Here is an 18,990-nt window from a genome sequence, read left to right as displayed (position 1 = left end):
GTCTCACCTCAAGGCGCGCGTCAATTACAGATGTTGACCCGGCACGGCTTGGAACGATCCAATCGCAACCGCCTGGCCAAGGCAGTAAATTGAATTCCAGGTGGAAAAGGATGGTCATCTTTCAAGAGATGAGAGATGACAAGCATAAGGACCCTCAAATGCTCGGTCGTAAGATGCCCAAAACCAAGGGGCATGACGCCGCACAAACCGCTCCCATCAAAGTTGCCAGCGAGATCGCCGCTTTTCGCCTGACAGTCATCTTCATGCTGACGGTCATTCTGGCGTTTCTCGGCGTGGAGGGCTGGCGAACCTGGCGTGACTATCATGCAGCCTTCTCATCGGCGCGTGATTCGGTCACCAACCTCGCGCGGGCAACTGCGCAACACGCCGAAGACGCCATCCGCCAGGTCGATGTGCTGACCGCCGCCCTGGGCGAGCGCGTCGAAGGTGATGGCCTGCAAAACATAGACGTACCGCGCATCCACAACTTGCTGGTGCAGCAGGCCAAATTGATGCCGCAGTTGCATGGACTGTTTATCTACGGCCCGGACGGCAAATGGATCGTCACCGACAAGGAAATGATCCCCGACCCGGCGAACAATGCCGATCGCGACTACTTCCAATATCACCGCGCCAACACTGATCGAAACGTGCGCATCGGTGATGTCGTCAAGAGCAAATCCACCGACGACCTGATCATCCCGATTTCCCGCCGCTTGAATAACCCGGACGGCTCCTTCGCCGGCGTGCTGCTTGGCACCATCAAGGTCAGTTATTTCGTCGACTATTACGGCGATTTCAAGATCGACGACAAGGGTGCACTGGTGCTGGCGTTGCGCAACGGCACCATCCTCGTGCGGCGTCCCTTCATCGCTTCGGTCATCGGTCAGAGCCTCGCCGACAGTGAGGTGTTCAAGAACTACCTGCCCTTTTCCAGTCAAGGGATCGCCGAGGTCCGAGCGGTCGTCGACGGCACCCAGCGTCTGTATGGTTACAGAGCTTTGAGCACCTATCCGCTGGTGGTCGAAACCGGCCTTTCCCGCGAATCAATCATCGCGCCGTGGCGCTGGGACCTGATCAAAACCGGTTTCGTGTTGATGTCGGTGATTACCGCGTTCACGGTCTTCGGATTGATCGTCTTGAGGCAACTGCGCCAGCGGATGGTGATGGAAAAGGACTTGCGCCGTGCACATCAGGCCATGAAGGACATGGCTTTGACCGACAGCCTGACCGGACTGGCCAACCGTCGGCGACTGGACACTGCCTTGGTTGACGAAATTCGCCTGGCCAGACGCCAGGGTTCATCGATCTCACTGATCATGATCGATGTCGATCACTTCAAACTCTACAACGACAGCTACGGGCACGCGGCAGGTGACGATTGCCTGAGCGCTGTCGGCCAGGCGATTGCGCAAGCAATAAAACGGCCGGGTGATCTCGCCGTGCGCTATGGCGGCGAGGAGTTTTCCGTGCTGCTGCCCAACACCGATATTCGTGGGGCGGCGCTTGTGGCTGAGGAAATTCTTGAGGCCATTCGATCCTTGCGGATGGAGCACAAAGCCCATCCGCTGGGTCACGTCACCGCCAGTGCAGGTATTGCGGTTGGCAAACCGGCCGAACAAGAAGTGAGCCCCGCCACTCTTATCGAGTCGGCTGACAAACTGCTTTATGCCGCGAAGCAGAAAGGCAGGGATCGCTACTGTATCGGCGAGGAAGTGCTCGGCGCCTAGCCACCGTTCCTCAACGGGAGCGCAGCATCACGGCAGCGCGAACCCGCTGGACGCCAAACACCGTCATGCGCAGAAATTCCTGGTGACTGACCGGCAAGTGCTGGCAGTCCAGGCCGCGCTTGAGTTTGCTGTGGTCGACATCAGGATCGTGCAGGTAGACGAAGTCCTCGTCACACCCGGTGATGATGACCCAATGCGGCGCTTTCAAGCGGGTGAATCGGTAGCTGCTGATCAGCACCAGCGGTTTGTATCCTGCCGCCAACGCAGCGCCGATCTGCAGATATTCACCCAGCACCTGCTCAACTTGCGTGGCCGCCAGGTCTTCGGCAAACCCATCCTCGACCAGTTTCATGATCGACTTCTTCTCCGTGCTGCGTACGCCGTGAAGAAAAAGCGAGCCCGCGTGACTGACCTCAAGGCGCACATCGAAACCGCGCCGCCAGGCCGCCAATGCCAGGCCCTGAGGACTGCAGCCACCGTGCCCCGCCGTCATGAAAATGGTGGTTGCCTCGCGCCACAGCTGGATTTCCTCCGCTCGGGTCATGGCACGGGTCGGATCGATGGCAGACATGGCCATCAGCAGGCACGCAGCGCCGCAGGTGAACTCGGTGGTCTGCTGGTAATACGGCACTTGGCGCGCGGGCGCTGGTGTTTCGCGCAGGATGCGTTTCTCGTAACGCAACGCCTCGCAGTGGTCCTCGTAGTAGTCCTCGACGCTGGCAAAGCGCTGATAGCCGTTGGCTTCGTAGAGGCGAATGGCAGCGCTGTTGTCAGCGCGCACCTCCAACCGCAGCCATGCGCAGTTGCGCGCCAATGCGCAGGCCTGGGCCTGATCCAGCAGACGCTGGCCAAGCTCATGTCCGCGCCACCCTGGGCTGACCGCAATCGAATACAGGCGTCCGAGTGAGGTGCCTCGGTGAAAAAGCACCAGTGCATAACCGCAGAGGATTGCGCCCGAGGTCACGACAATCAACGCGGCATTGGCTCGACTGAGCATCCAGCTGAAGTTGCGCTGATTCAACCGGTCGAGGGTAAAACACACCCGCTCCAATTCGACCAGATCGTCGATATCGTCCGTGGATGCAAAGCGAAAATCAAAAGACATGACCGCACCGTAAAGTTTGAGTAACGAACCGGGACAGACCGAAAGGCCCGTGATTTATTGAAGCGGCGTCTTCTTCAACAGGGATTCATTACTCATGTCAGCGGTGCAAGCCAACGTGAACGAAGTATTAGACAAAACCGAGCATTCGACAATCTCCCTCAGCGAGGAACCTCCCAGTCTCAAACCCTCGGGAAGTCGATTGCTCATCCTGGTCGAACGCAAGGATGACTGGGCTGATTACTTGCCCAGCGAGAGCCTGATGCTGGCGCAGGATTACCTTGAACACAGCGATGATTTTCCTCATCGCACCCAGGTCATCAACCTCTGCCGCAATTACAAATACCTCGGTCAGGGCTATTACTGCTCATTGCTCGCCGAAGCGCGCGGACATAAGGTTTTTCCCTCGGTGCGCACCGTCAGCGAGCTGGCGCGCAAAGCGCTTTACGGGGTCGGGCTGAATGATCTGCAACGCACCCTGGAGCGGGCGCTGGCCAACCACCCGTACGGCGAAACCGAGGCCTTCACGCTGTCGCTGTACTTCGGCAAGGCCTCGATCGAGCCGCTGCAAGAGATCGGCCGTCAACTGTTCGAGGCGTTCCCCTGCCCTATCCTGCTGGTGGAATTCCGCCGTGGTGAGAGCTGGCAAATCGCAGGCATCAAAGCCGGAGCGCTGCACAAGCTTCGCGACGAACAGCAGCATGTCTTCGCTGACGCACTGGACGCGTTCAATCGCAGAACGTGGCGCCAGCCCGCTTCAATACGCGTGGCCCGCTACGACCTGGCCATCCTGCACGATCCTGACGAAGCCCTGCCGCCTTCTAACCCCGAGGCATTGCAGCGTTTCATCGCTGCGGGCGAACAGCTGGGTATCGATGTCGAGTTGATCGAGAAAAAAGACTACGCGCGTCTTGCTGAATTCGACGCGCTGTTCATTCGCGAGACCACGCGAGTGGATGATCACACCTATCGGTTTGCCAAGAAGGCCGAAAGCGAAGGCCTTGTGGTGATTGACGATCCGTCGTCGATCCTGCGCTGCACCAACAAGGTCTATCTGGCCGACCTGCTCAAGCGTCGCGGGCTGGGCATGCCGGCAACGGAAATCCTCTACAAGGATCGTCCGCAGGAACTCGAAAACGCAGGGCGTCGCCTCGGTTTTCCCTTGGTATTGAAAATCCCCGATGGCTGTTTTTCACGGGGGGTGATCAAGGTCACCGATGCGCAAGCTCTGGCCACTGCCGCGCAGGAGTTATTCGAACACTCGGTGCTGCTGCTCGCGCAGGAGTACTGCTACACCGAGTACGACTGGCGCGTCGGCGTGCTCAATGGCGAGGCGCTGTATGCCTGTAGATACTTCATGTCCAAGGGGCATTGGCAGATTTACAACCACAAGGCGCTGCCCGGCGAGATCAACGGGATGTGCGAGGCGGTGCCCGTCGAGCAAGCCCCGCCCGCAGTCGTGCAACTCGCCGTCCAGACGGCTCGGCTGATCGGCGACGGCCTCTACGGCGTCGACCTCAAGCAGGCGGGCGATCGGGTTTTGGTCATCGAAGTGAACGACAACCCCAACCTCGATGCGGGTATCGAAGACGCGGTGCTGGGCGACGAACTTTATCGGCGCGTGCTGCAAGCGTTCACGCAAAGGCTCGAGCTCAAACACCGTGGCCAAGCGTGGTGAGCAATGATTGAAGGCTATTGCATTGATTGCGGCGCCCTGCACAGGACATCTGGAGAACAGGCGACTGTCTGGCTGTGTGTCGCCCCGGACGCAGCCGAGCAACTGGATCTGCACAGACTCCTGGGCATTGGCCCACAAGCGATAGAGTCGTCGCTGGACCCTGACGAAGTGGCCCGCATCGAAGTCAAACCTGATCACCTGTTTATGATCTGGAAGCGCCCGGAAAGCTTCGACGGGCGCGCATTCAACGTTTCGTCCTTCGGAGTGGTGCTGAGCGAAAAACGCTTGGTGGTCATTTGTGCGAGCAACTCGCTGCTCTCGGGTCTTGAGCACGATGCGCAAATGACCGGGCCGCTGGACGTGCTGATGGCGTTACTCGCTGAAAGCGTTCACCACTATCTCGGGCATTTGCGCGTGGTCAAACAGATCGCTCGGGAGATCCAACAGCAATTCACCCGGGCGATGGACAATCAACAATTGGCGCAGATGTACAACCTGAGCGAAAGCCTCGTGTACTACGTCAATGCGATTCAAAGTAACGGAGCGGTGCTGACCCTGCTGCGCAACCACGGTCAGCGCCAGGGCTTCAGCGACGGTCAACTGGCTGCGCTGAACGATCTGATCGTGGAAAACGAACAAAGCTTTCAGCAGGCCCGAATTCACGCCAAGGTGTTCGCCAACCTCATCGAATCCCACGGCAATCTTGCCAACAACAGCATGAACCGCGCGCTGCGAAAGCTGACGCTGATCAACGTCGTGTTCCTTCCCTTGAACCTGATCGCCAGCATCGGTGGCATGTCGGAGTTCAGCATGATGACGTCCGGCGTCCCATGGTGGATGTCCTTTCCCGTGCTGATCGCCTGCATGGGCCTCGTGGGCGCGGGGATGGTGCTGGTATTGCGGCGCATGGCCTGAATTCAGAGCACATTTTGCTGACGCCTGCGCCGCATCCGAAGGTCAATTGGTCCGGCTGACCACCCGGATATGTGTAATCCCTACCCGCTCGGCCTGCTCGAGAATCTGCTCTGGCGTCGAATCCGCCGTGGGCATGACCAGGCTGTTTTCCGCATCGCCCAGATGCAGTTCCAGCAGATGCATCGCCGCGTCGTGCTCGACCAGTTGCGCTTCCTTGAGTTCGAGCAGATAAGTACGAGGCTCGCCGTTGAAACGGTATTCGATGTGATAGGTGTACATGATGTCGTCCGCGTCGGTGGGAAAAGGCAGTGTTTATCCTGACGCGACGGTCAGCTTTTAGTTCAACCTGACTGCCATTTTGCGTTTGCAAACAAACTTTTTGCGCAGCGAAGCGTCCTCTTCTTAACTCTCCATAACAGCTGATCACAGCTAAGGACTGGCAATGACCTTTTTCATCTTCCTTCTGGCCTGCGCGGCGGCGGCAACCACTGGCGTGATGTTCAAACCCGGCCCGTGGTACGAATCGCTGACCAAACCCTCTTTCACCCCGCCTAACTGGGCCTTTCCCGTAGCGTGGACGATCATCTACCTGCTGCTGGCCTGGGCCGGTTATCGCTTGAGCCTGATCCCCGGCAGCCAAACGGTGCTGGCCTTGTGGGCTGCGCAAATCGCCCTGAACACGCTGTGGACGCCGGTGTTCTTCGGCGCGCATCAGGTGCTGGCGGCGCTGGTGATTCTGGCGGTGCTGTGGGTGGTGGTCGCGGTGATGGTCGTGCTCGCCCTGCAACTGGACGTGGTCACCGGGCTGATTCTGTTCCCGTATCTGGCGTGGCTGTGCGTCGCGCTGGCGCTGAACTGCTCGATCCTGATGAAGAATCGCCTGTGAGCGATTTTCCATGGCCGCAAGGCGAGCGCGAGCTGGCGCAGGTGCGTGGGTTCAACAAAAAGCTCGCCTGGCTGCCGCGTTTCAAGATCCGCAATCGCCTCACCCCACGGCTGATTCAGGCGTTGCTGCGGGCGGGTCAGCTCGGCGGCGACGGCAAGCTGCGCCAGCATGGGCTGACCGCCGAACGGAAGATCATCGACACGGTGCCCGTGCGCATCATCCGCCCCAAGGGCAAAGCCAGAGGCGTGGTGCTGGATTTCCATGGTGGCGGCTGGGTGATCGGCAATGCGCAGATGAACGACAACTTCAACATCGCCATCGTCAACACCTGCGACGTGGCGGTGGTGTCGGTTGATTATCGGCTGGCCGTGTCGACGCCAATCGAAGGCTTGCTGGACGACTGTCTGCGGGCCACTCGCGGCATCTTGAACGATGGCGAATTTGCCGGACTGCCCGTAGTCGTCGTCGGTGAATCGGCCGGCGGGCATCTGGCGGCCGCCACCCTCCTCGCGCTCAAATCTTCGCCGCAACGGCTGCAACGGATCTGCGGCGCGCTGCTGTATTACGGCGTCTACGACCTGACCGGCACACCCAGCGTGCGCACCGCGCCCGCCGATACTCTGGTGCTCGACGGCCCCGGCATGGTCGAAGCGTTGCGCCTGCTCACACCTGATATCAGCGACGAACAACGACGCCAGCCACCGCTGTCGCCGCTATACGGCGATTTCAGCGGACTGCCACCAGCGCTGCTGTTTGCCGGCGACCTCGATCCGCTGCTGGATGACACGCGGCTCATCGCTGAACGCTGGCAACACGCGGCGCCGGTGGAGATGTACGTGCTGCCGGAGTGTCCGCATGGCTTCATCCACTTCCCCACCGCCACTGCTGACCATGTGCTGGCTTACAGCCGCAAGTGGATTTCAGCGCAAGTGGCAAGCTACTCAGCGAAATCCGCCGAAATCAGCCCGGCGCTTTCGTAGCTGCCGATCAACTCATCAAACAACGCAATATCCCCTCGGCTGCGTGCAATCAACTGCGCACCAGCCACCGCAGCGTAAATCGCCCGCGCCCGCGCCTCGCAGCTGTCTTCGTCGGCAGCTCCTGCAGCGATCAACACCTGGGTCAGCCACTCGATGTTGACCTCTGCGAATTTCTTCACCTGGTCCTTCACCGGGTCTGGCAGATCCTGGTATTCGGCAGCCATGAAGCTGACGAGGCACAGCCGATTACCGTTTTCCAGCGAAGTGCGGAAGATCGACGCGTACAACTTCAGGGATTGATGCGGCTCGGGATTGGCCTCACGAATACCGTCCAGCGCCTTGGCCGCGTCTTGCCAGTAACGCTCGGCAACTGCCGCGCCGAGGTCGGCCTTGCTGGGAAAGTGGTAGTAGATGCTGGCGTTCTTGATACCCACCACTTCACCGATGCTACGGAAGTTGATGCCGTTGTAGCCGTGGGTCTGCGCCGCTGTTTTGGCGGCTTCCAGAATCGCTTCGCGTGCGTTCACGCTCATGTCTGTGTCCTCGATGACTATCGGTCAATGGGGCGAAGTGTACCCGCGAAAGATTTACCTGCCAATTGGCAGGTAGGGGATTGACAGGAATAAATTCTGGTCGCAGTCTTTGCCTACCAACTGACAGGCAGGACAACTGAAATGACCGCTAACTCGACTCAAAACGACGCTCACTCCATTTCCGCGTTGAAAATCTACGACTGGTACAACGGCCCCTACCCGGCCCGCGTGCGCATCGCCCTGGCGGAAAAATCGCTATTGGCCCGCACCGAATTCATCTCGGTAAATCTGTGGAAAGGCGAACACAAGAACCCCGAGTTCTTGCGCTTGAACTACTCCGGAACGCTGCCAGTGCTGGAGCTGGAAGACGGCACGCTGCTCGCCGAATGCACGGCCATCACGCAATACCTGGACGTTCTCGATGGCAACCCTGTCCTCACCGGCCGCACACCGATTGAGCAAGGACGAATACACATGCTGACCAAACGTGCCGAGATCGAATTTCTCGATGCCGTCAGCGTGTATTTCCACCATGCAACCCCGGGACTCGGCCCGGAAGTGGAGCTGTACCAGAACGCTGAATGGGGCATGCGCATGCGGGACAAGGCTGTGCGCGGCATGCGCTATTTCGACAACTTGCTGCGTCAGCAGCCGTTCGTGGCCGGCACCAGTTTTTCCATGGCGGACATCGCCGTGTTGGGCGGGATGATCTTCTCGGCGCTGGTTGAGCTGGAAGTCCCGGAAGACTGCACGGCACTGCGCGAATGGCACGCGCGCATGCAGCAACGTCCGAGTGTGCAGCAATGGCGCGCGATGGTTGAGCGAGGCGAGCCGTAAAAAACCAGACCAGCAAAAAAGGCGCCTTGATCCAGACTGTGTGAAAACCTAGCAATCTGTGCGGCACTCAAAGAAAATGCTCCGTATCGAAAGATACGGAGCATTTTTCGTTATGGCCTACATCCAAGGAGAGTCCCGCAGCCAGACCAGCCTGTTCCCGGTCTCGCTGGAGGAACTGATCCCCGAGGATCACCTCGTTCGCGTGATTGACCTCTACGTCGCCAAGCTGGATCTGGTGCAACTGGGCTTCGACAAAGCGCTGCCCAAAGGCACCGGGCGCCCCTCTTATGATCCTGCCGATCAGCTAAAACTCTATCTCTACGGCTATTTCCAGCGGATTCGCTCATCGCGGCGGCTCGAAGCCGAGTGTCAGCGCAACATCGAGGTGATGTGGTTGATCAACCGGCTCAAACCCGACTTCAAGACCATCGCCGACTTTCGCAAAAACAACAAACCGGCCTTTGTGGCGACGTGCCGGGCCTTCGTCCAGTTCTGCCGAACCGCCGGTCTGATAGCCGGTGAGTTGGTGGCCATCGATGGCAGCAAGTTTCAGGCGGTTGCTTCCTCGCGGCGTCATATGAGCTTGAAGCGGCTCAAGCACCAGGAGCAGAAGCTGGATAAACGCATTGCCCAGTATCTGGCCGAACTGGATGAAGCTGATAAAACCGAAGCCGATGAGGTGGTTGATCGCAGTGCGGTCAAGACTGCTTTGGTGCAACTTGAAGTCAGGCACTCCAACAACCTGACTTGCCAGGCACTGATGAAATCCATGGCGCTTGAGCAATTCAATACCCACGAAAGCGATGCCCGAATGATGCGAACGCACAAAGGACCGAGGGTCGCGTACAACGTGCAAACAGCCGTGGACGCTGAGCATTGCCTGATCCTGCATCATGAAGTCACGCAGGACAGTGATGATCGCAAGCAACTTGAGCCTATGGCCAAGGCCGCCAAGGAACACCTGCAGCAAGATGAATTGACGGTGACTGCCGATGCAGGCTACTCGAATGGCAAGCAGTTCCAGGCCTGCGAAGATGAGAACATCACGGTTTATGTACCACCCAATCGGTCAGGCAACTCCAGCGGCAAGGAAAAGGAGTTCTTTGACCGAACAGTGTTTACCTACGATGCGTCGCAGGATCGATATCAATGTCCCGCCGGAAAATGGCTGACACTCAAGCAAACCAGTAAGGGCGATCGTATCTACCAGGCGGCGATCAGCGACTGCGCCAACTGTCCGCTGAAAGCGCAATGCACTGAGGCCCGGCGCCGATACGTCTCACGCCATGCTCACGAAGAGGCGTTCGAACGCATGGAGCGGCGAATGCCGGCGCACCCTGAAATGATGGTCAGCCGAAGATCCATCGTGGAGCATCCCTTCGGAAACCTAAAACAGTGGTTGTTTGGCAACGCTCGCTTCTTGCTGCGACAGCTCGAGGGGGCGAGAGCCGAAATGGCCTTGGCGGTGAACGCCTATAACCTGAAAAGAGCGATTAACGTGCTGGGCGCACGTCAGTTGATGGCGTTGATGGGCTGAACGCCCTTTTTCGTCTGCTATCCGCACAAAAGCAAACGCCCCGAACAAATCGGGGCGTTTGCTTGAAACCACCATCAGTGTGTTTTCACACAGTCTGTTGATCGGCGCCTTTTTCGTTGTCAGCCTACCTTGATCACAACCTTGCCAAACGCCCCTTTCGCCAAATGCTCATAGGCCTCGCGCGCCTGTTCGAACGGATACACATGGTCGATCACCGGCCGAATGTCGTGCTCGGCGAGGAACACATTCATCCGGTCGAACGATGAACGCGGTGCCACCGCGATGCCGCGAATGGTGGTCTGGCGGAAGATCAGCGGCATCAGGTTCAGCTCGACAGTCTGCCCTGTCAGAAAGCCGATCTGCGCAATCCGCCCCGAGGCCTTGGTCGCTGCTACCGACTGATTGATGCCATTGCCTCCCGCCACATCAAGGAGCAGATCCACACCCTTGCCCTCGGTGAGTTTCAGCACCTCGTCCGCCCAGTTCGGCGTGCTGCGGTAGTTGATACCGGCGATCGCGCCCAGACGTTTTACCGCGTGCAGATTGTCATCGCTGCTTGAGGTTGCGATGACTTTGGCGCCCAGCGCGGTGGCGATCTGCACGGCGAAGATCGATACGCCGCCGGTGCCCTGTACCAACACGGTCTGGCCCGGTTGAATAGCGCCGAAATCCACCAGTGCGTACCACGCGGTGAGTGCGGCGATTGGCAGCGTCGCCGCCTCTTCATCGCTCATGTTGGCCGGCGCGCCGACGGCGCTGTCCTCGTGAATGATCATGTACTCGGCGAGGCCACCGGGCAGCGGCGAACCGAAGCAATAATCCGGCTCGTTCGGCCCCGGCTCTCCGTCAAGCCAGCGCGAGTACAGATGCGAATTGACTCGGTCGCCGACCTTGAAGCGTGTCACGCCGTCGCCGATCGCAACCACCGTGCCGACGGCATCGCTGACCGGAATCAACGGTTTTGGCACCATGTGCGGCTCATAGATGCCGTCAACGATGGCCTTGTCGCGGAAATTCAGCGAGACCGCGCCGACCTTGACCAACAGCTCGCCAGCCTTGGGCTGCGGCGTTGGCGTCTCGCCGAGTTGCAGATTGTCGAGCCCGAAATCTTTCAGTAACCACGCTTTCATGGTGAGTCTCCAAATGCGTTATTGGCCGCAAACCCTCAGCAGGTTTGCCTTGGGACCATGATTGGCTTTTATAGCAGCGCAATAAATGCTTGGAAACAGACAGGATTGTTCTATTCTCAGGCAACAAATCCATACGCTGAAACTTGCCGAGAAGTCATGGAATTACTGCAATCGATGCGCCTGTTCGCCCGACTGGCGGAGCTAGGCAGCTTCACCAAAGCCGCTGAGTCGCTGGACATCGGCCGGCCGCAGGTCACTCGCTATATTCAGGAACTGGAAACATCGCTGGGCGTGCGCCTGTTCCAGCGCACGACGAGGAAAGTGGCACTCACCGCCGAGGGTGAACTTTTCTATCAGCGGGTCCAGGAAATTCTGGCCGAGATCACCGCCGCCACCACAATGTTCGATCGCACCGGAGCCACGCTGTCCGGCCGCCTGCGCATCGATATCCCCACTGCGTTCGCGCAACTGGAATTCATCAAGAGCCTGCGCGAATTCACCGACACCTACCCCGGCATCGACATGGTGCTGGGCGTCACCGATCGTGCGGTTGATCTGGTCGGCGAAGGCATCGACTGTGCGCTGCGCATCGGCGAGCTGCCCGACTCAACCCTGATCGCCCGCCCTATCGCCTTGGCGACCATGGTCACCTGCGCCGCGCCCGAATACCTGCGCGACCACGGCACGCCGGAAACGCTTGGAGATCTGGCGAACCATCAAGGCGTGAACTTTCTCTCGGGCCAGAACAACCGCACTCTGCCCTGGCAGTTTTCAGATGAGGGCAAACAGAAAACCTACGTCAGCCGCAAAGGCATTACCGTGACCGAGTCGAACGCTTACGTGCAGTGTGGCGTGTCGGGCTTCGGCATTATCCAGGCGCCGGGCATCGCGGTCGCCGAGCATTTGGCTAGCGGTGCTCTGGTGGAAATTCTGCAACCGCTGCGCCCGACGCCTCGGCCGGTATCGCTGCTGTACCCGAGCCGCACGCATTTGCCGGCGCAGGTGCAGGTGTTTATCGAATGGCTGCAGGTGCGGTTTGTGCAGTTGTATGCGGGGTGGGTGGAAGGTTGAATCTGGCTTTATCGCGCAGTTTCTGCAGCGTGCGCACCTAGGATTTAACACTGATCCCGCGAGCAGCAAAGACTTCACGCGCAGCCGTTATACCGTTCAAGGCGCTGGGAAACCCTGCGTATACGGTCATTTGCAAGATCACATCGACCACCGCCTCCGGTGTGCACCCGACGTTCAGGGCACCGCCGATATGCACTTTCAGTTGTGGCTGGGCATTGCCCAGTGCGGTCAGTGCCGCAACGGTTGCCAGCTCACGAGTGCAGTGATCGAGCCCGGGGCGGGCGAAGACATCGCCGTAGGCAAAACTCAGAATCCAGTCCGCAAGCTCTGGAGCAGTATCCTTCAATGAATCAACCACTGCCTGACCAGGTCCGCCAGTAATCTGCGTCAGAGCGGCTTCTCCGCGCGCTCGACGATCAGTCATCTCCACCGGCGCTGCGACACTGGTCACGCTTGCACCAATAAGTGTGGCGGACAGCAAACGATTGAGACCGGGAAGTTTACGGATCATGGTGATGCTCCTTTTGCTCGAGTTGGTGATAGATCTGAATCTTGTTATCCAGAACCTCCAGGGACTGGCTCAACTGGCTGATCTGCGCTTGCACGTCCCGGCGATGCTGCTCGAGAAGTTCGCGGCGTTCTGCCAGGGTCGAGTCGCCTGATCGACGCAATTCGGCATACCGCAGCATTTGCTGGATCGGCATTCCGGTCGCCTTCAGCCGGAGCAGAAACTCGGCCCACAGCACATCCTTCTCGGCGTACACCCGGTGGCCATTGCCACCGCGCCCAACCGGATCGAACAGCCCGATGCGCTCGTAATAGCGGATCGTGTGAGCGCTCAAATCAAGGCGCTTGGCCAACTTTGAAATTGTCAGTTCTGGATTCATGTCATCACCGTAAAGGTTTGAGTGCGCTCTAAGTCAATGGCTATTTTCAATCAGTTGGAATCAGACAAACCGCGGGCACTATCCGCGCGGTCCGTCGCTATCAGTCTCGACGGTTCAACCGCTGTTATATTCGCTTTACCAGATATATGACTATGCGTATATTCGGTTATCCGTATCCATTGCTCGGCAATCATGCCGCCGCCTTTCACCATTACGCGTCACGACATCCGCAAGCGCATCAGGCACTCCGTTTTGGTCAAGACAGAAGCTTCTGGAGGACGTATGACAGAACCCATGACCCCCACCACCTTGTTCAAGTGCTTGGCCGACGACACCCGAGCCAAAATTTCCCTGCTTGTCGTGAGCCAAGGTGAACTCTGTGTATGCGAGCTGACGGCAGCGCTCGACCTGAGTCAGCCGAAGATTTCTCGTCATCTGGCGCTGCTGCGCTCTGCCGGTTTGCTGTTGGATCGTCGCCAAGGCCAATGGGTGTACTACCGGGTGAATCCTGATTTGCCCGCGTGGGTGGCTGCAGTTTTGAAGGAAGTGGTAGACGCCAATCAGCAATGGCTGGAAACCGAGGCCAAGCGCCTTTGCGGCATGAGCGACCGTCCGATCAACCAAGCCGTGTGCAACTGATTCACGCCCAACCGGATTAATGAAATGCTGATTGCCGTATTGATCTTTATCGCCACCATCGTCCTTGTCATCTGGCAGCCCAAGGGACTCGGGGTTGGCTGGAGCGCGACGCTCGGTGCCGTCGTGGCGCTGCTGGCAGGCGTCGTTACCCTTGCAGACATACCCGAGGTCTGGCGCATCGTCTGGAATGCCACTGGGACATTCATCGCGGTCATCATCATCAGTTTGCTGCTTGATGAGGCAGGCTTTTTCAAGTGGGCTGCATTGCACGTGGCTCGGTGGGGAGGCGGAAGCACCCGCAGGCTGTTCGCATTTATCGTCCTGCTGGGTGCGGCTGTGTCGGCACTGTTCGCCAACGACGGAGCGGCATTGATCCTCACTCCCATCGTAATCGCGATGTTGCTGGCGCTGCGTTTTTCTCCCGCCGCGACATTGGCGTTCGTCATGGCCGCTGGATTTATCGCAGATACGGCGAGCTTGCCATTTGTGGTTTCCAACCTGGTCAACATTGTTTCTGCCGACTACTTCAATATCGGCTTCAACGAATATGCTTCGATCATGGTGCCGGTAAACATCGTCAGCGTGGCGGCGACATTAGCCATGCTGCTGTGGTTTTTCCGCAAAGATTTACCAAAGACCTATGACCTCAACCAACTGGACAATCCGGATGACGCAATCCATGACCGTGCCACTTTCGTAGCCGGCTGGTGGGTGCTGGCACTACTGCTGATCGGCTTCTTTGTCATTGAGCCATTGGGGGTGCCAATCAGCGCCATTGCAGCGGTCTGTGCATGCATTCTCTATGTCATCGCGGCTCGTGGTCATGCCATCAACATAAGCAAGGTGCTCAAAGAGGCGCCATGGCAGGTGGTGATTTTTTCTTTGGGTATGTACCTGGTTGTTTATGGCCTGAAGAACGCCGGCCTGACCGACCACATCGCGCAGATCCTGAACGTGTTCGCCGGTTATGGCGTTTGGGGCGCGGCCCTTGGTACAGGGCTGCTGACAGCATTGCTGTCTTCGATCATGAACAACATGCCCACCGTTCTGGTAGGCGCCTTATCCATTCATGCCGCCGAAGTCGACGGTGTAGTCCAGCATGCGATGGTTTACGCCAACATCATCGGCTGCGACCTGGGCCCGAAGATCACCCCGATCGGGAGCCTGGCCACGCTGTTGTGGCTGCACGTGCTCGCCCGGAAAAACATAACGATCAGCTGGGGTTACTACTTCAAGACCGGGATCGTGCTGACCTTGCCCATCCTCGTCGCCACATTGTCCGCCCTGGCACTGCGCCTAAGTTTCTGAATCAAGGAATCGTCTGATGAAAATCTTGTTCATGTGCACCCACAACAGCTGCCGCAGCATTCTGTCCGAGGCGCTTTTCAACCACTTGGCGCCCGAGGGTCTAGAAGCCATCAGCTCGGGAAGCTTTCCCAGTGGCCGGGTGAATCAACGGGCACTGCAAACGCTGGAGGCGGCGGGCATCTCTACGGCGGGCTTGAGCAGCAAGGCTTCGGATGCTTTTGAGGGCTCGCCTCCCGACATCGTCATTACCGTCTGTGATCGCGCTGCTGGAGAAGCATGCCCGATCTTCTTCGGCCCAGCCCTGAAGGCGCATTGGGGGCTGGCCGACCCGTCTGAGGCTAGCGGGTCGGAAGCCGAGATCACCGCAGCGTTTGAAAGCACACTGGCCAAAATTCAGGAACGCGTGAATGCATTTCTTGCACTGCCGCTCAAGACCCTGAGCCCTGACCAACTGCAAGCTGAACTGAACCGCATCGGTTCGCTTTGAAGATCAACCGAGGCGGCACCCAACCAGGCGCCGCCGTAGGAGCTTATATGCAAGACACATTGCCGAACGTCCATGCCGAACTGATCGACATTCCTTCGCTGGAGCAACTGTCGCCTCGTAATCCTTCGGAGCATAAGCCTCGCATTCTGCTGCTATACGGATCGACGCGAGAGCGCTCATTCAGCCGCCTGGTCACGCAAGAAGCGGCACGCCTGCTGAAGGAGTTTGGCGCCGAAACCAGGATTTTTGACCCTGCGGGTCTGCCGCTGCCTGATGACGCACCCGACACGCATCCCAAAGTCTTGGAACTGCGCGAGCTGATGCAATGGTCAGAGGGTCAGGTGTGGTGCTCTCCTGAGCGTCACGGCTCCATGAGTGCCGTGTTCAAAGCGCAGATCGACTGGGTTCCGCTGGCGCTGGGCGCTGTACGACCTACGCAAGGCAAAACCCTTGCTGTGATGCAGGTCTGCGGCGGCTCGCAGTCCTTCAACGTGGTCAATCAGTTGCGGGTACTTGGCCGCTGGATGCGGATGTTCACCATCCCGAACCAGTCTTCTGTGGCCAAGGCGTTCACCGAGTTCGATGAGGCCGGACGTATGAAGCCTTCTTCGTACTACGACCGCCTGGTGGACGTGATGGAAGAATTGATGAAGTTCACGCTGCTCTTGCGCGATCGTCAGGATTACCTGGTCGACCGTTATTCCGAGCGCAAGGAATCCGCCGAAGAGCTGTCCAGACGAGTCAACCAGCGTTCGATTTGATGCCCGTGTGCGGAACCGGTATGAGCCGCACCACGATCTTCCACACGTTGAGGCCTTTGCGCCGGGAGGATGCTGGTGAGTCAGAATTCGAAACTTGATGTCGTGGTCATTGGTGGTGGCCAATCCGCGCTGACTGTCGCTTATTTTTTGAAGCGCACAGGCTTGTCTTACGTGCTGCTGGATGCCGAGCCGGGACCAGGAGGCGCCTGGCGGCATGGCTGGGATTCGCTGCGGCTCTTCTCGCCGTCGGCATGGAGTTCGATTGCAGGCTGGCCGATGCCGGCCCTGTCCGAGGGGACGCCCGGGCGGGACGACGTTGTCGAATACCTGACTCAGTACGAGCGCCGGTATGACTTCCCCATCATCCGCCCCACGCGGGTGACCCGTGTCGAGAAGATCGAAGGCGGCTTGCGTGTTATCTCAAAGGACAACCACTGGGACGCCAAAGCGGTTATCAGTGCAACAGGCACCTGGAGCTGCCCGTTCGTACCAGACTATCCCGGCCAGGCATTGTTTGCAGGCAGGCAGCCTCATTCCGCTCATTACGTCGGGCCGAACGAGTTTGCGGGTAAAACCGTCCTTGTCGTCGGTGGCGGCAACTCCGGCGCCCAGATTTACGCCGAGGTCTCCAAAGTGGCGCAGGCAACCTGGGTCACGCAACAGGCCCCAACGTTCCTACCTGATGAGGTGGATGGACGCGTCCTGTTCGAACGCGCTACTGCTCGACTGAAGGCGCAGCAGGATGGCGTGGAGCCTCAACAGCCCGTTGGAGGACTGGGCGACATTGTCATGGTGCCACCGGTCAAGGAGGCTCGCGAGCGCGGTGTGTTGAGCGCGGTACGGCCGTTCACGCGCTTTACTTCGACAGGGGTTGTGTGGTCATCGGGGATCGAGACAAAGGTGGACGCTGTCATCTGGTGCACGGGATTTGCTCCGGCGCTCGATCACCTGAACAACCTGAACATTGTAGGCCGGGATGGCAAAGTGATTGTGGACGAAAGCCGAAGCGTTGCGGTACCCGATCTGTGGCTGGTGGGTTACGGCGACTGGACGGGGCTCGCTTCTGCCACATTGATCGGCGTAACCCGCACCGCCCGGGATGTAGTCAGGCAAGTGCAAAGCTATCTCACTGGCGGAACCTGATTGCTCGCGCCGACAAATTCGCGCGAGCTTACTGTGATGCGACTTCAAGCTCGGGGAAGATGATTGGCTCCAGCGGTGGAGTCGCCTGGTTCAGGCCGAGTCGCCAGTAGCCGACATCGTGCCATTTTCCAAGCTTGAACCCTACCTCCGGGTACATGCCGATTTGGGTGAATCCTAGTGACTCATGCAGGCCCACGCTGCCTTCATTTGGTTGCGCGATCCCAGCGTAGGCTGAGTGAAATCCCTGCTTTTCGAGAATCGAAAGCAAGGTCCCGTAAAGTTCTCGGCCGACGCCCTGACGACGAACTGATTCTGCGATGTACACGGTCACATCAACGGCCCATCGGTAGGCCGGACGTGCGCGATGCTGACTTGCGTATGCATAGCCTTTGATCTCGCCCTGCTCTTCAGCCACCAGATAGGGATAAGTCTGAAGCGTCTTAGTTATCCTATGCGCAATTTCCGTAATGCTCGGCGGTGTTTCTTCGAAAGAGATCGCAGTATTCAGAACGATTGGGGCATAAATGCGCTGGATGGCATCTGCATCGGTTGCCGCCGCCGTACGGATATTCAAAGCCATGGAGGGTCGTCCTTGAGAGGAAGCCTGAACCTTAGCTTTTCCAAGCCACTTTTCAATATCAACGAATGCAATATCGGTATTCAGTGTCGGAATCTCGCCTTGAAGCCTGAAGGTCTGTAAAACCATCTCAGCGAGCAGAATCAGGCAAATTGCGAACAGTATCCGCTTAACGCCGACACCGCCCTGCCCCCTAATCTGAACCCATGCAGAACACACCACTGCAACGGGTTAACCAGAGACTGATCTGAACGACCCGGACCTCAATCGAAATTTGACCGGAGTCACCGCCATGAAAACTGTAAGCCAACTGATCGCCGTCGCCACCTTCGCCCTCAGCGCCAGCGCATTCGCCGTACCGAGCAATCAGGAAGATCGTTTCTTCACCCAGGTCAACGAACCACAGCAGACTGTTGCTGCCGATGGCTCGGAACGTACGCCGCAGGGCCAGGCTCTGGCGGAAAACGGCCGCAACCGCCTCGAGGAACAAGGCCTGGTTGAAGACGGCTATGACAAGACCCCACAAGGCCAGGCCATCGCTGCCGACGGCTCAGACCGCACCCCACTGGGTGAGGCCCTCGCCGCTGATGGATCGGACCGTACAGCGGGTCGTCGCGCAGCTTAAGCGCGTGTTGCCGAGACAGGAAAAGTCCTGCGGGTTTGAGACCTGCAGGACTTTTCCGTCTTTTGAGGCAAGACCTGATCGAAAACTCTATTGATAGGAACAGGCAATACTTCGATCCGATTCGGCATCGTCCGCCAGCGTTATCCGCCCTAGCATGACTTCTC

The 18,990-nt window shown here is 58.4% G+C and carries 21 protein-coding genes; 14 read left to right on the top strand and 7 right to left on the bottom strand.

The genetic code is table 11. From position 1 onward, the window contains the following. The first annotated feature begins 158 nt into the window (after positions 1-158). Positions 159-1,730 (top strand): sensor domain-containing diguanylate cyclase, encoded by a 1,572-nt coding sequence (locus tag F8N49_RS01295; RefSeq protein ID WP_151550657.1) that lies wholly within the window; start codon positions 159-161, stop codon positions 1,728-1,730. 10 nt (positions 1,731-1,740) lie between these two features. Here F8N49_RS01295 and F8N49_RS01290 read toward each other — a convergent pair whose 3' ends face one another. Continuing rightward, positions 1,741-2,835, bottom strand: coding sequence for a GNAT family N-acetyltransferase/peptidase C39 family protein (locus tag F8N49_RS01290; RefSeq protein ID WP_122746484.1), 1,095 nt, complete (start codon positions 2,833-2,835; stop codon positions 1,741-1,743). A 94-nt stretch (positions 2,836-2,929) separates the two neighbouring features. Between F8N49_RS01290 and F8N49_RS01285 the strand changes: the two genes are divergently transcribed. Beyond that, positions 2,930-4,510 (top strand): RimK family protein, encoded by a 1,581-nt coding sequence (locus F8N49_RS01285; RefSeq protein ID WP_151550650.1) that lies wholly within the window; start codon positions 2,930-2,932, stop codon positions 4,508-4,510. Between the two features lie 3 nt (positions 4,511-4,513). Beyond that, positions 4,514-5,425, top strand: coding sequence for a magnesium transporter CorA family protein (locus F8N49_RS01280; RefSeq protein ID WP_122750705.1), 912 nt, complete (start codon positions 4,514-4,516; stop codon positions 5,423-5,425). Between the two features lie 42 nt (positions 5,426-5,467). Here F8N49_RS01280 and F8N49_RS01275 read toward each other — a convergent pair whose 3' ends face one another. Continuing rightward, positions 5,468-5,704, bottom strand: a complete 237-nt coding sequence (locus tag F8N49_RS01275) for a hypothetical protein (protein WP_177180872.1) — start codon at positions 5,702-5,704, stop codon at positions 5,468-5,470. Positions 5,705-5,867: 163 nt separating this feature from the next. On the opposite strand from F8N49_RS01275, the gene F8N49_RS01270 reads away from it, so the two are divergent. Together F8N49_RS01270 and F8N49_RS01265 are read left to right on the top strand one after the other, a co-directional pair. Further along, the gene (locus tag F8N49_RS01270; RefSeq protein WP_039758892.1) at positions 5,868-6,311 is read left to right on the top strand and encodes a TspO/MBR family protein; all 444 of its coding nucleotides are present in this window, start codon (positions 5,868-5,870) and stop codon (positions 6,309-6,311) included. 41 nt (positions 6,312-6,352) lie between these two features. Then, complete coding sequence (locus F8N49_RS01265; RefSeq protein WP_372241001.1) at positions 6,353-7,291, top strand: alpha/beta hydrolase; 939 nt, start codon at positions 6,353-6,355, stop codon at positions 7,289-7,291. On the opposite strand, the gene F8N49_RS01260 is transcribed toward F8N49_RS01265, so the two are convergent. Beyond that, a complete protein-coding gene (locus tag F8N49_RS01260) occupies positions 7,249-7,824 on the bottom strand; it encodes a TetR/AcrR family transcriptional regulator (protein ID WP_122746488.1) in 576 nt (191 codons plus the stop codon). The genes F8N49_RS01265 and F8N49_RS01260 overlap by 43 nt on opposite strands. 186 nt (positions 7,825-8,010) lie before the next feature. Between F8N49_RS01260 and F8N49_RS01255 the strand changes: the two genes are divergently transcribed. Continuing rightward, positions 8,011-8,661: a glutathione S-transferase gene (locus F8N49_RS01255; RefSeq protein WP_372241000.1), complete on the top strand. Its 651-nt coding sequence runs from the start codon at positions 8,011-8,013 to the stop codon at positions 8,659-8,661. A 112-nt stretch (positions 8,662-8,773) separates the two neighbouring features. Next, positions 8,774-10,198 carry an IS1182 family transposase gene (locus F8N49_RS01250; RefSeq protein ID WP_071173757.1) on the top strand — a complete coding sequence of 475 codons (1,425 nt, stop codon included), beginning with the start codon at positions 8,774-8,776 and terminating at the stop codon, positions 10,196-10,198. Positions 10,199-10,317: 119 nt separating this feature from the next. Here the strand turns inward: F8N49_RS01250 and F8N49_RS01245 are convergent, their stop codons facing one another. After that, entirely contained in the window at positions 10,318-11,328 is a 1,011-nt protein-coding gene (locus tag F8N49_RS01245; protein WP_151550648.1) for an NAD(P)-dependent alcohol dehydrogenase, read from the bottom strand. A gap of 156 nt (positions 11,329-11,484) precedes the next feature. On the opposite strand from F8N49_RS01245, the gene F8N49_RS01240 reads away from it, so the two are divergent. Further along, positions 11,485-12,399, top strand: coding sequence for a LysR family transcriptional regulator (locus F8N49_RS01240; protein ID WP_151550647.1), 915 nt, complete (start codon positions 11,485-11,487; stop codon positions 12,397-12,399). Between the two features lie 37 nt (positions 12,400-12,436). Here F8N49_RS01240 and F8N49_RS01235 read toward each other — a convergent pair whose 3' ends face one another. Together F8N49_RS01235 and F8N49_RS01230 are read right to left on the bottom strand one after the other, a co-directional pair. Further along, complete coding sequence (locus tag F8N49_RS01235; protein ID WP_016774346.1) at positions 12,437-12,829, bottom strand: carboxymuconolactone decarboxylase family protein; 393 nt, start codon at positions 12,827-12,829, stop codon at positions 12,437-12,439. A gap of 70 nt (positions 12,830-12,899) precedes the next feature. Further along, positions 12,900-13,286: a MerR family transcriptional regulator gene (locus F8N49_RS01230; protein WP_016774345.1), complete on the bottom strand. Its 387-nt coding sequence runs from the start codon at positions 13,284-13,286 to the stop codon at positions 12,900-12,902. 282 nt (positions 13,287-13,568) lie between these two features. On the opposite strand from F8N49_RS01230, the gene F8N49_RS01225 reads away from it, so the two are divergent. The 5 genes from F8N49_RS01225 to F8N49_RS01205 all read left to right on the top strand — a co-directional run bounded on the left by F8N49_RS01225 (position 13,569) and on the right by F8N49_RS01205 (position 17,624). Then, a complete protein-coding gene (locus tag F8N49_RS01225; protein ID WP_122610110.1) occupies positions 13,569-13,925 on the top strand; it encodes a metalloregulator ArsR/SmtB family transcription factor in 357 nt (118 codons plus the stop codon). Positions 13,926-13,949: 24 nt separating this feature from the next. After that, complete coding sequence (locus F8N49_RS01220) at positions 13,950-15,233, top strand: arsenic transporter (protein ID WP_151550646.1); 1,284 nt, start codon at positions 13,950-13,952, stop codon at positions 15,231-15,233. Positions 15,234-15,249: 16 nt separating this feature from the next. Then, complete coding sequence (locus tag F8N49_RS01215; RefSeq protein ID WP_151550645.1) at positions 15,250-15,720, top strand: arsenate reductase ArsC; 471 nt, start codon at positions 15,250-15,252, stop codon at positions 15,718-15,720. A 47-nt stretch (positions 15,721-15,767) separates the two neighbouring features. Then, positions 15,768-16,481, top strand: a complete 714-nt coding sequence (gene arsH / locus F8N49_RS01210; protein WP_151550644.1) for an arsenical resistance protein ArsH — start codon at positions 15,768-15,770, stop codon at positions 16,479-16,481. Between the two features lie 69 nt (positions 16,482-16,550). After that, positions 16,551-17,624 carry an ArsO family NAD(P)H-dependent flavin-containing monooxygenase gene (locus tag F8N49_RS01205; protein WP_151550643.1) on the top strand — a complete coding sequence of 358 codons (1,074 nt, stop codon included), beginning with the start codon at positions 16,551-16,553 and terminating at the stop codon, positions 17,622-17,624. A gap of 28 nt (positions 17,625-17,652) precedes the next feature. On the opposite strand, the gene F8N49_RS01200 is transcribed toward F8N49_RS01205, so the two are convergent. Beyond that, a complete protein-coding gene (locus F8N49_RS01200; protein WP_073475408.1) occupies positions 17,653-18,204 on the bottom strand; it encodes an arsinothricin resistance N-acetyltransferase ArsN1 family B in 552 nt (183 codons plus the stop codon). Positions 18,205-18,493: 289 nt separating this feature from the next. Between F8N49_RS01200 and F8N49_RS01195 the strand changes: the two genes are divergently transcribed. Next, the gene (locus F8N49_RS01195; RefSeq protein WP_073475050.1) at positions 18,494-18,826 is read left to right on the top strand and encodes a hypothetical protein; all 333 of its coding nucleotides are present in this window, start codon (positions 18,494-18,496) and stop codon (positions 18,824-18,826) included. Positions 18,827-18,990: the final 164 nt, after the last annotated feature.

Origin of the sequence: Pseudomonas sp. GXM4 (assembly GCF_008923895.1) — a bacterium.
Taxonomy (GTDB): Bacteria; Pseudomonadota; Gammaproteobacteria; order Pseudomonadales; family Pseudomonadaceae; genus Aquipseudomonas; species Aquipseudomonas atacamensis.
This window is presented reverse-complemented; position numbering and strand designations above follow the sequence as displayed.

Bases quoted from the DNA above. Each gene is read 5' to 3' on its own strand.
- F8N49_RS01295 (WP_151550657.1), top strand. From the start codon at position 159: ATGCTCGGTCGTAAGATGCCCAAAACCAAGGGGCATGACGCCGCACAA.
- F8N49_RS01290 (WP_122746484.1), bottom strand. From the start codon at position 2,835: ATGTCTTTTGATTTTCGCTTTGCATCCACGGACGATATCGACGATCTG.
- F8N49_RS01285 (WP_151550650.1), top strand. From the start codon at position 2,930: ATGTCAGCGGTGCAAGCCAACGTGAACGAAGTATTAGACAAAACCGAG.
- F8N49_RS01280 (WP_122750705.1), top strand. From the start codon at position 4,514: ATGATTGAAGGCTATTGCATTGATTGCGGCGCCCTGCACAGGACATCT.
- F8N49_RS01275 (WP_177180872.1), bottom strand. From the start codon at position 5,704: ATGTACACCTATCACATCGAATACCGTTTCAACGGCGAGCCTCGTACT.
- F8N49_RS01270 (WP_039758892.1), top strand. From the start codon at position 5,868: ATGACCTTTTTCATCTTCCTTCTGGCCTGCGCGGCGGCGGCAACCACT.
- F8N49_RS01260 (WP_122746488.1), bottom strand. From the start codon at position 7,824: ATGAGCGTGAACGCACGCGAAGCGATTCTGGAAGCCGCCAAAACAGCG.
- F8N49_RS01250 (WP_071173757.1), top strand. From the start codon at position 8,774: ATGGCCTACATCCAAGGAGAGTCCCGCAGCCAGACCAGCCTGTTCCCG.
- F8N49_RS01245 (WP_151550648.1), bottom strand. From the start codon at position 11,328: ATGAAAGCGTGGTTACTGAAAGATTTCGGGCTCGACAATCTGCAACTC.
- F8N49_RS01240 (WP_151550647.1), top strand. From the start codon at position 11,485: ATGGAATTACTGCAATCGATGCGCCTGTTCGCCCGACTGGCGGAGCTA.
- F8N49_RS01230 (WP_016774345.1), bottom strand. From the start codon at position 13,286: ATGAATCCAGAACTGACAATTTCAAAGTTGGCCAAGCGCCTTGATTTG.
- F8N49_RS01225 (WP_122610110.1), top strand. From the start codon at position 13,569: ATGACAGAACCCATGACCCCCACCACCTTGTTCAAGTGCTTGGCCGAC.
- F8N49_RS01220 (WP_151550646.1), top strand. From the start codon at position 13,950: ATGCTGATTGCCGTATTGATCTTTATCGCCACCATCGTCCTTGTCATC.
- F8N49_RS01215 (WP_151550645.1), top strand. From the start codon at position 15,250: ATGAAAATCTTGTTCATGTGCACCCACAACAGCTGCCGCAGCATTCTG.
- arsH (WP_151550644.1), top strand. From the start codon at position 15,768: ATGCAAGACACATTGCCGAACGTCCATGCCGAACTGATCGACATTCCT.
- F8N49_RS01205 (WP_151550643.1), top strand. From the start codon at position 16,551: ATGCTGGTGAGTCAGAATTCGAAACTTGATGTCGTGGTCATTGGTGGT.
- F8N49_RS01200 (WP_073475408.1), bottom strand. From the start codon at position 18,204: ATGGCTTTGAATATCCGTACGGCGGCGGCAACCGATGCAGATGCCATC.
- F8N49_RS01195 (WP_073475050.1), top strand. From the start codon at position 18,494: ATGAAAACTGTAAGCCAACTGATCGCCGTCGCCACCTTCGCCCTCAGC.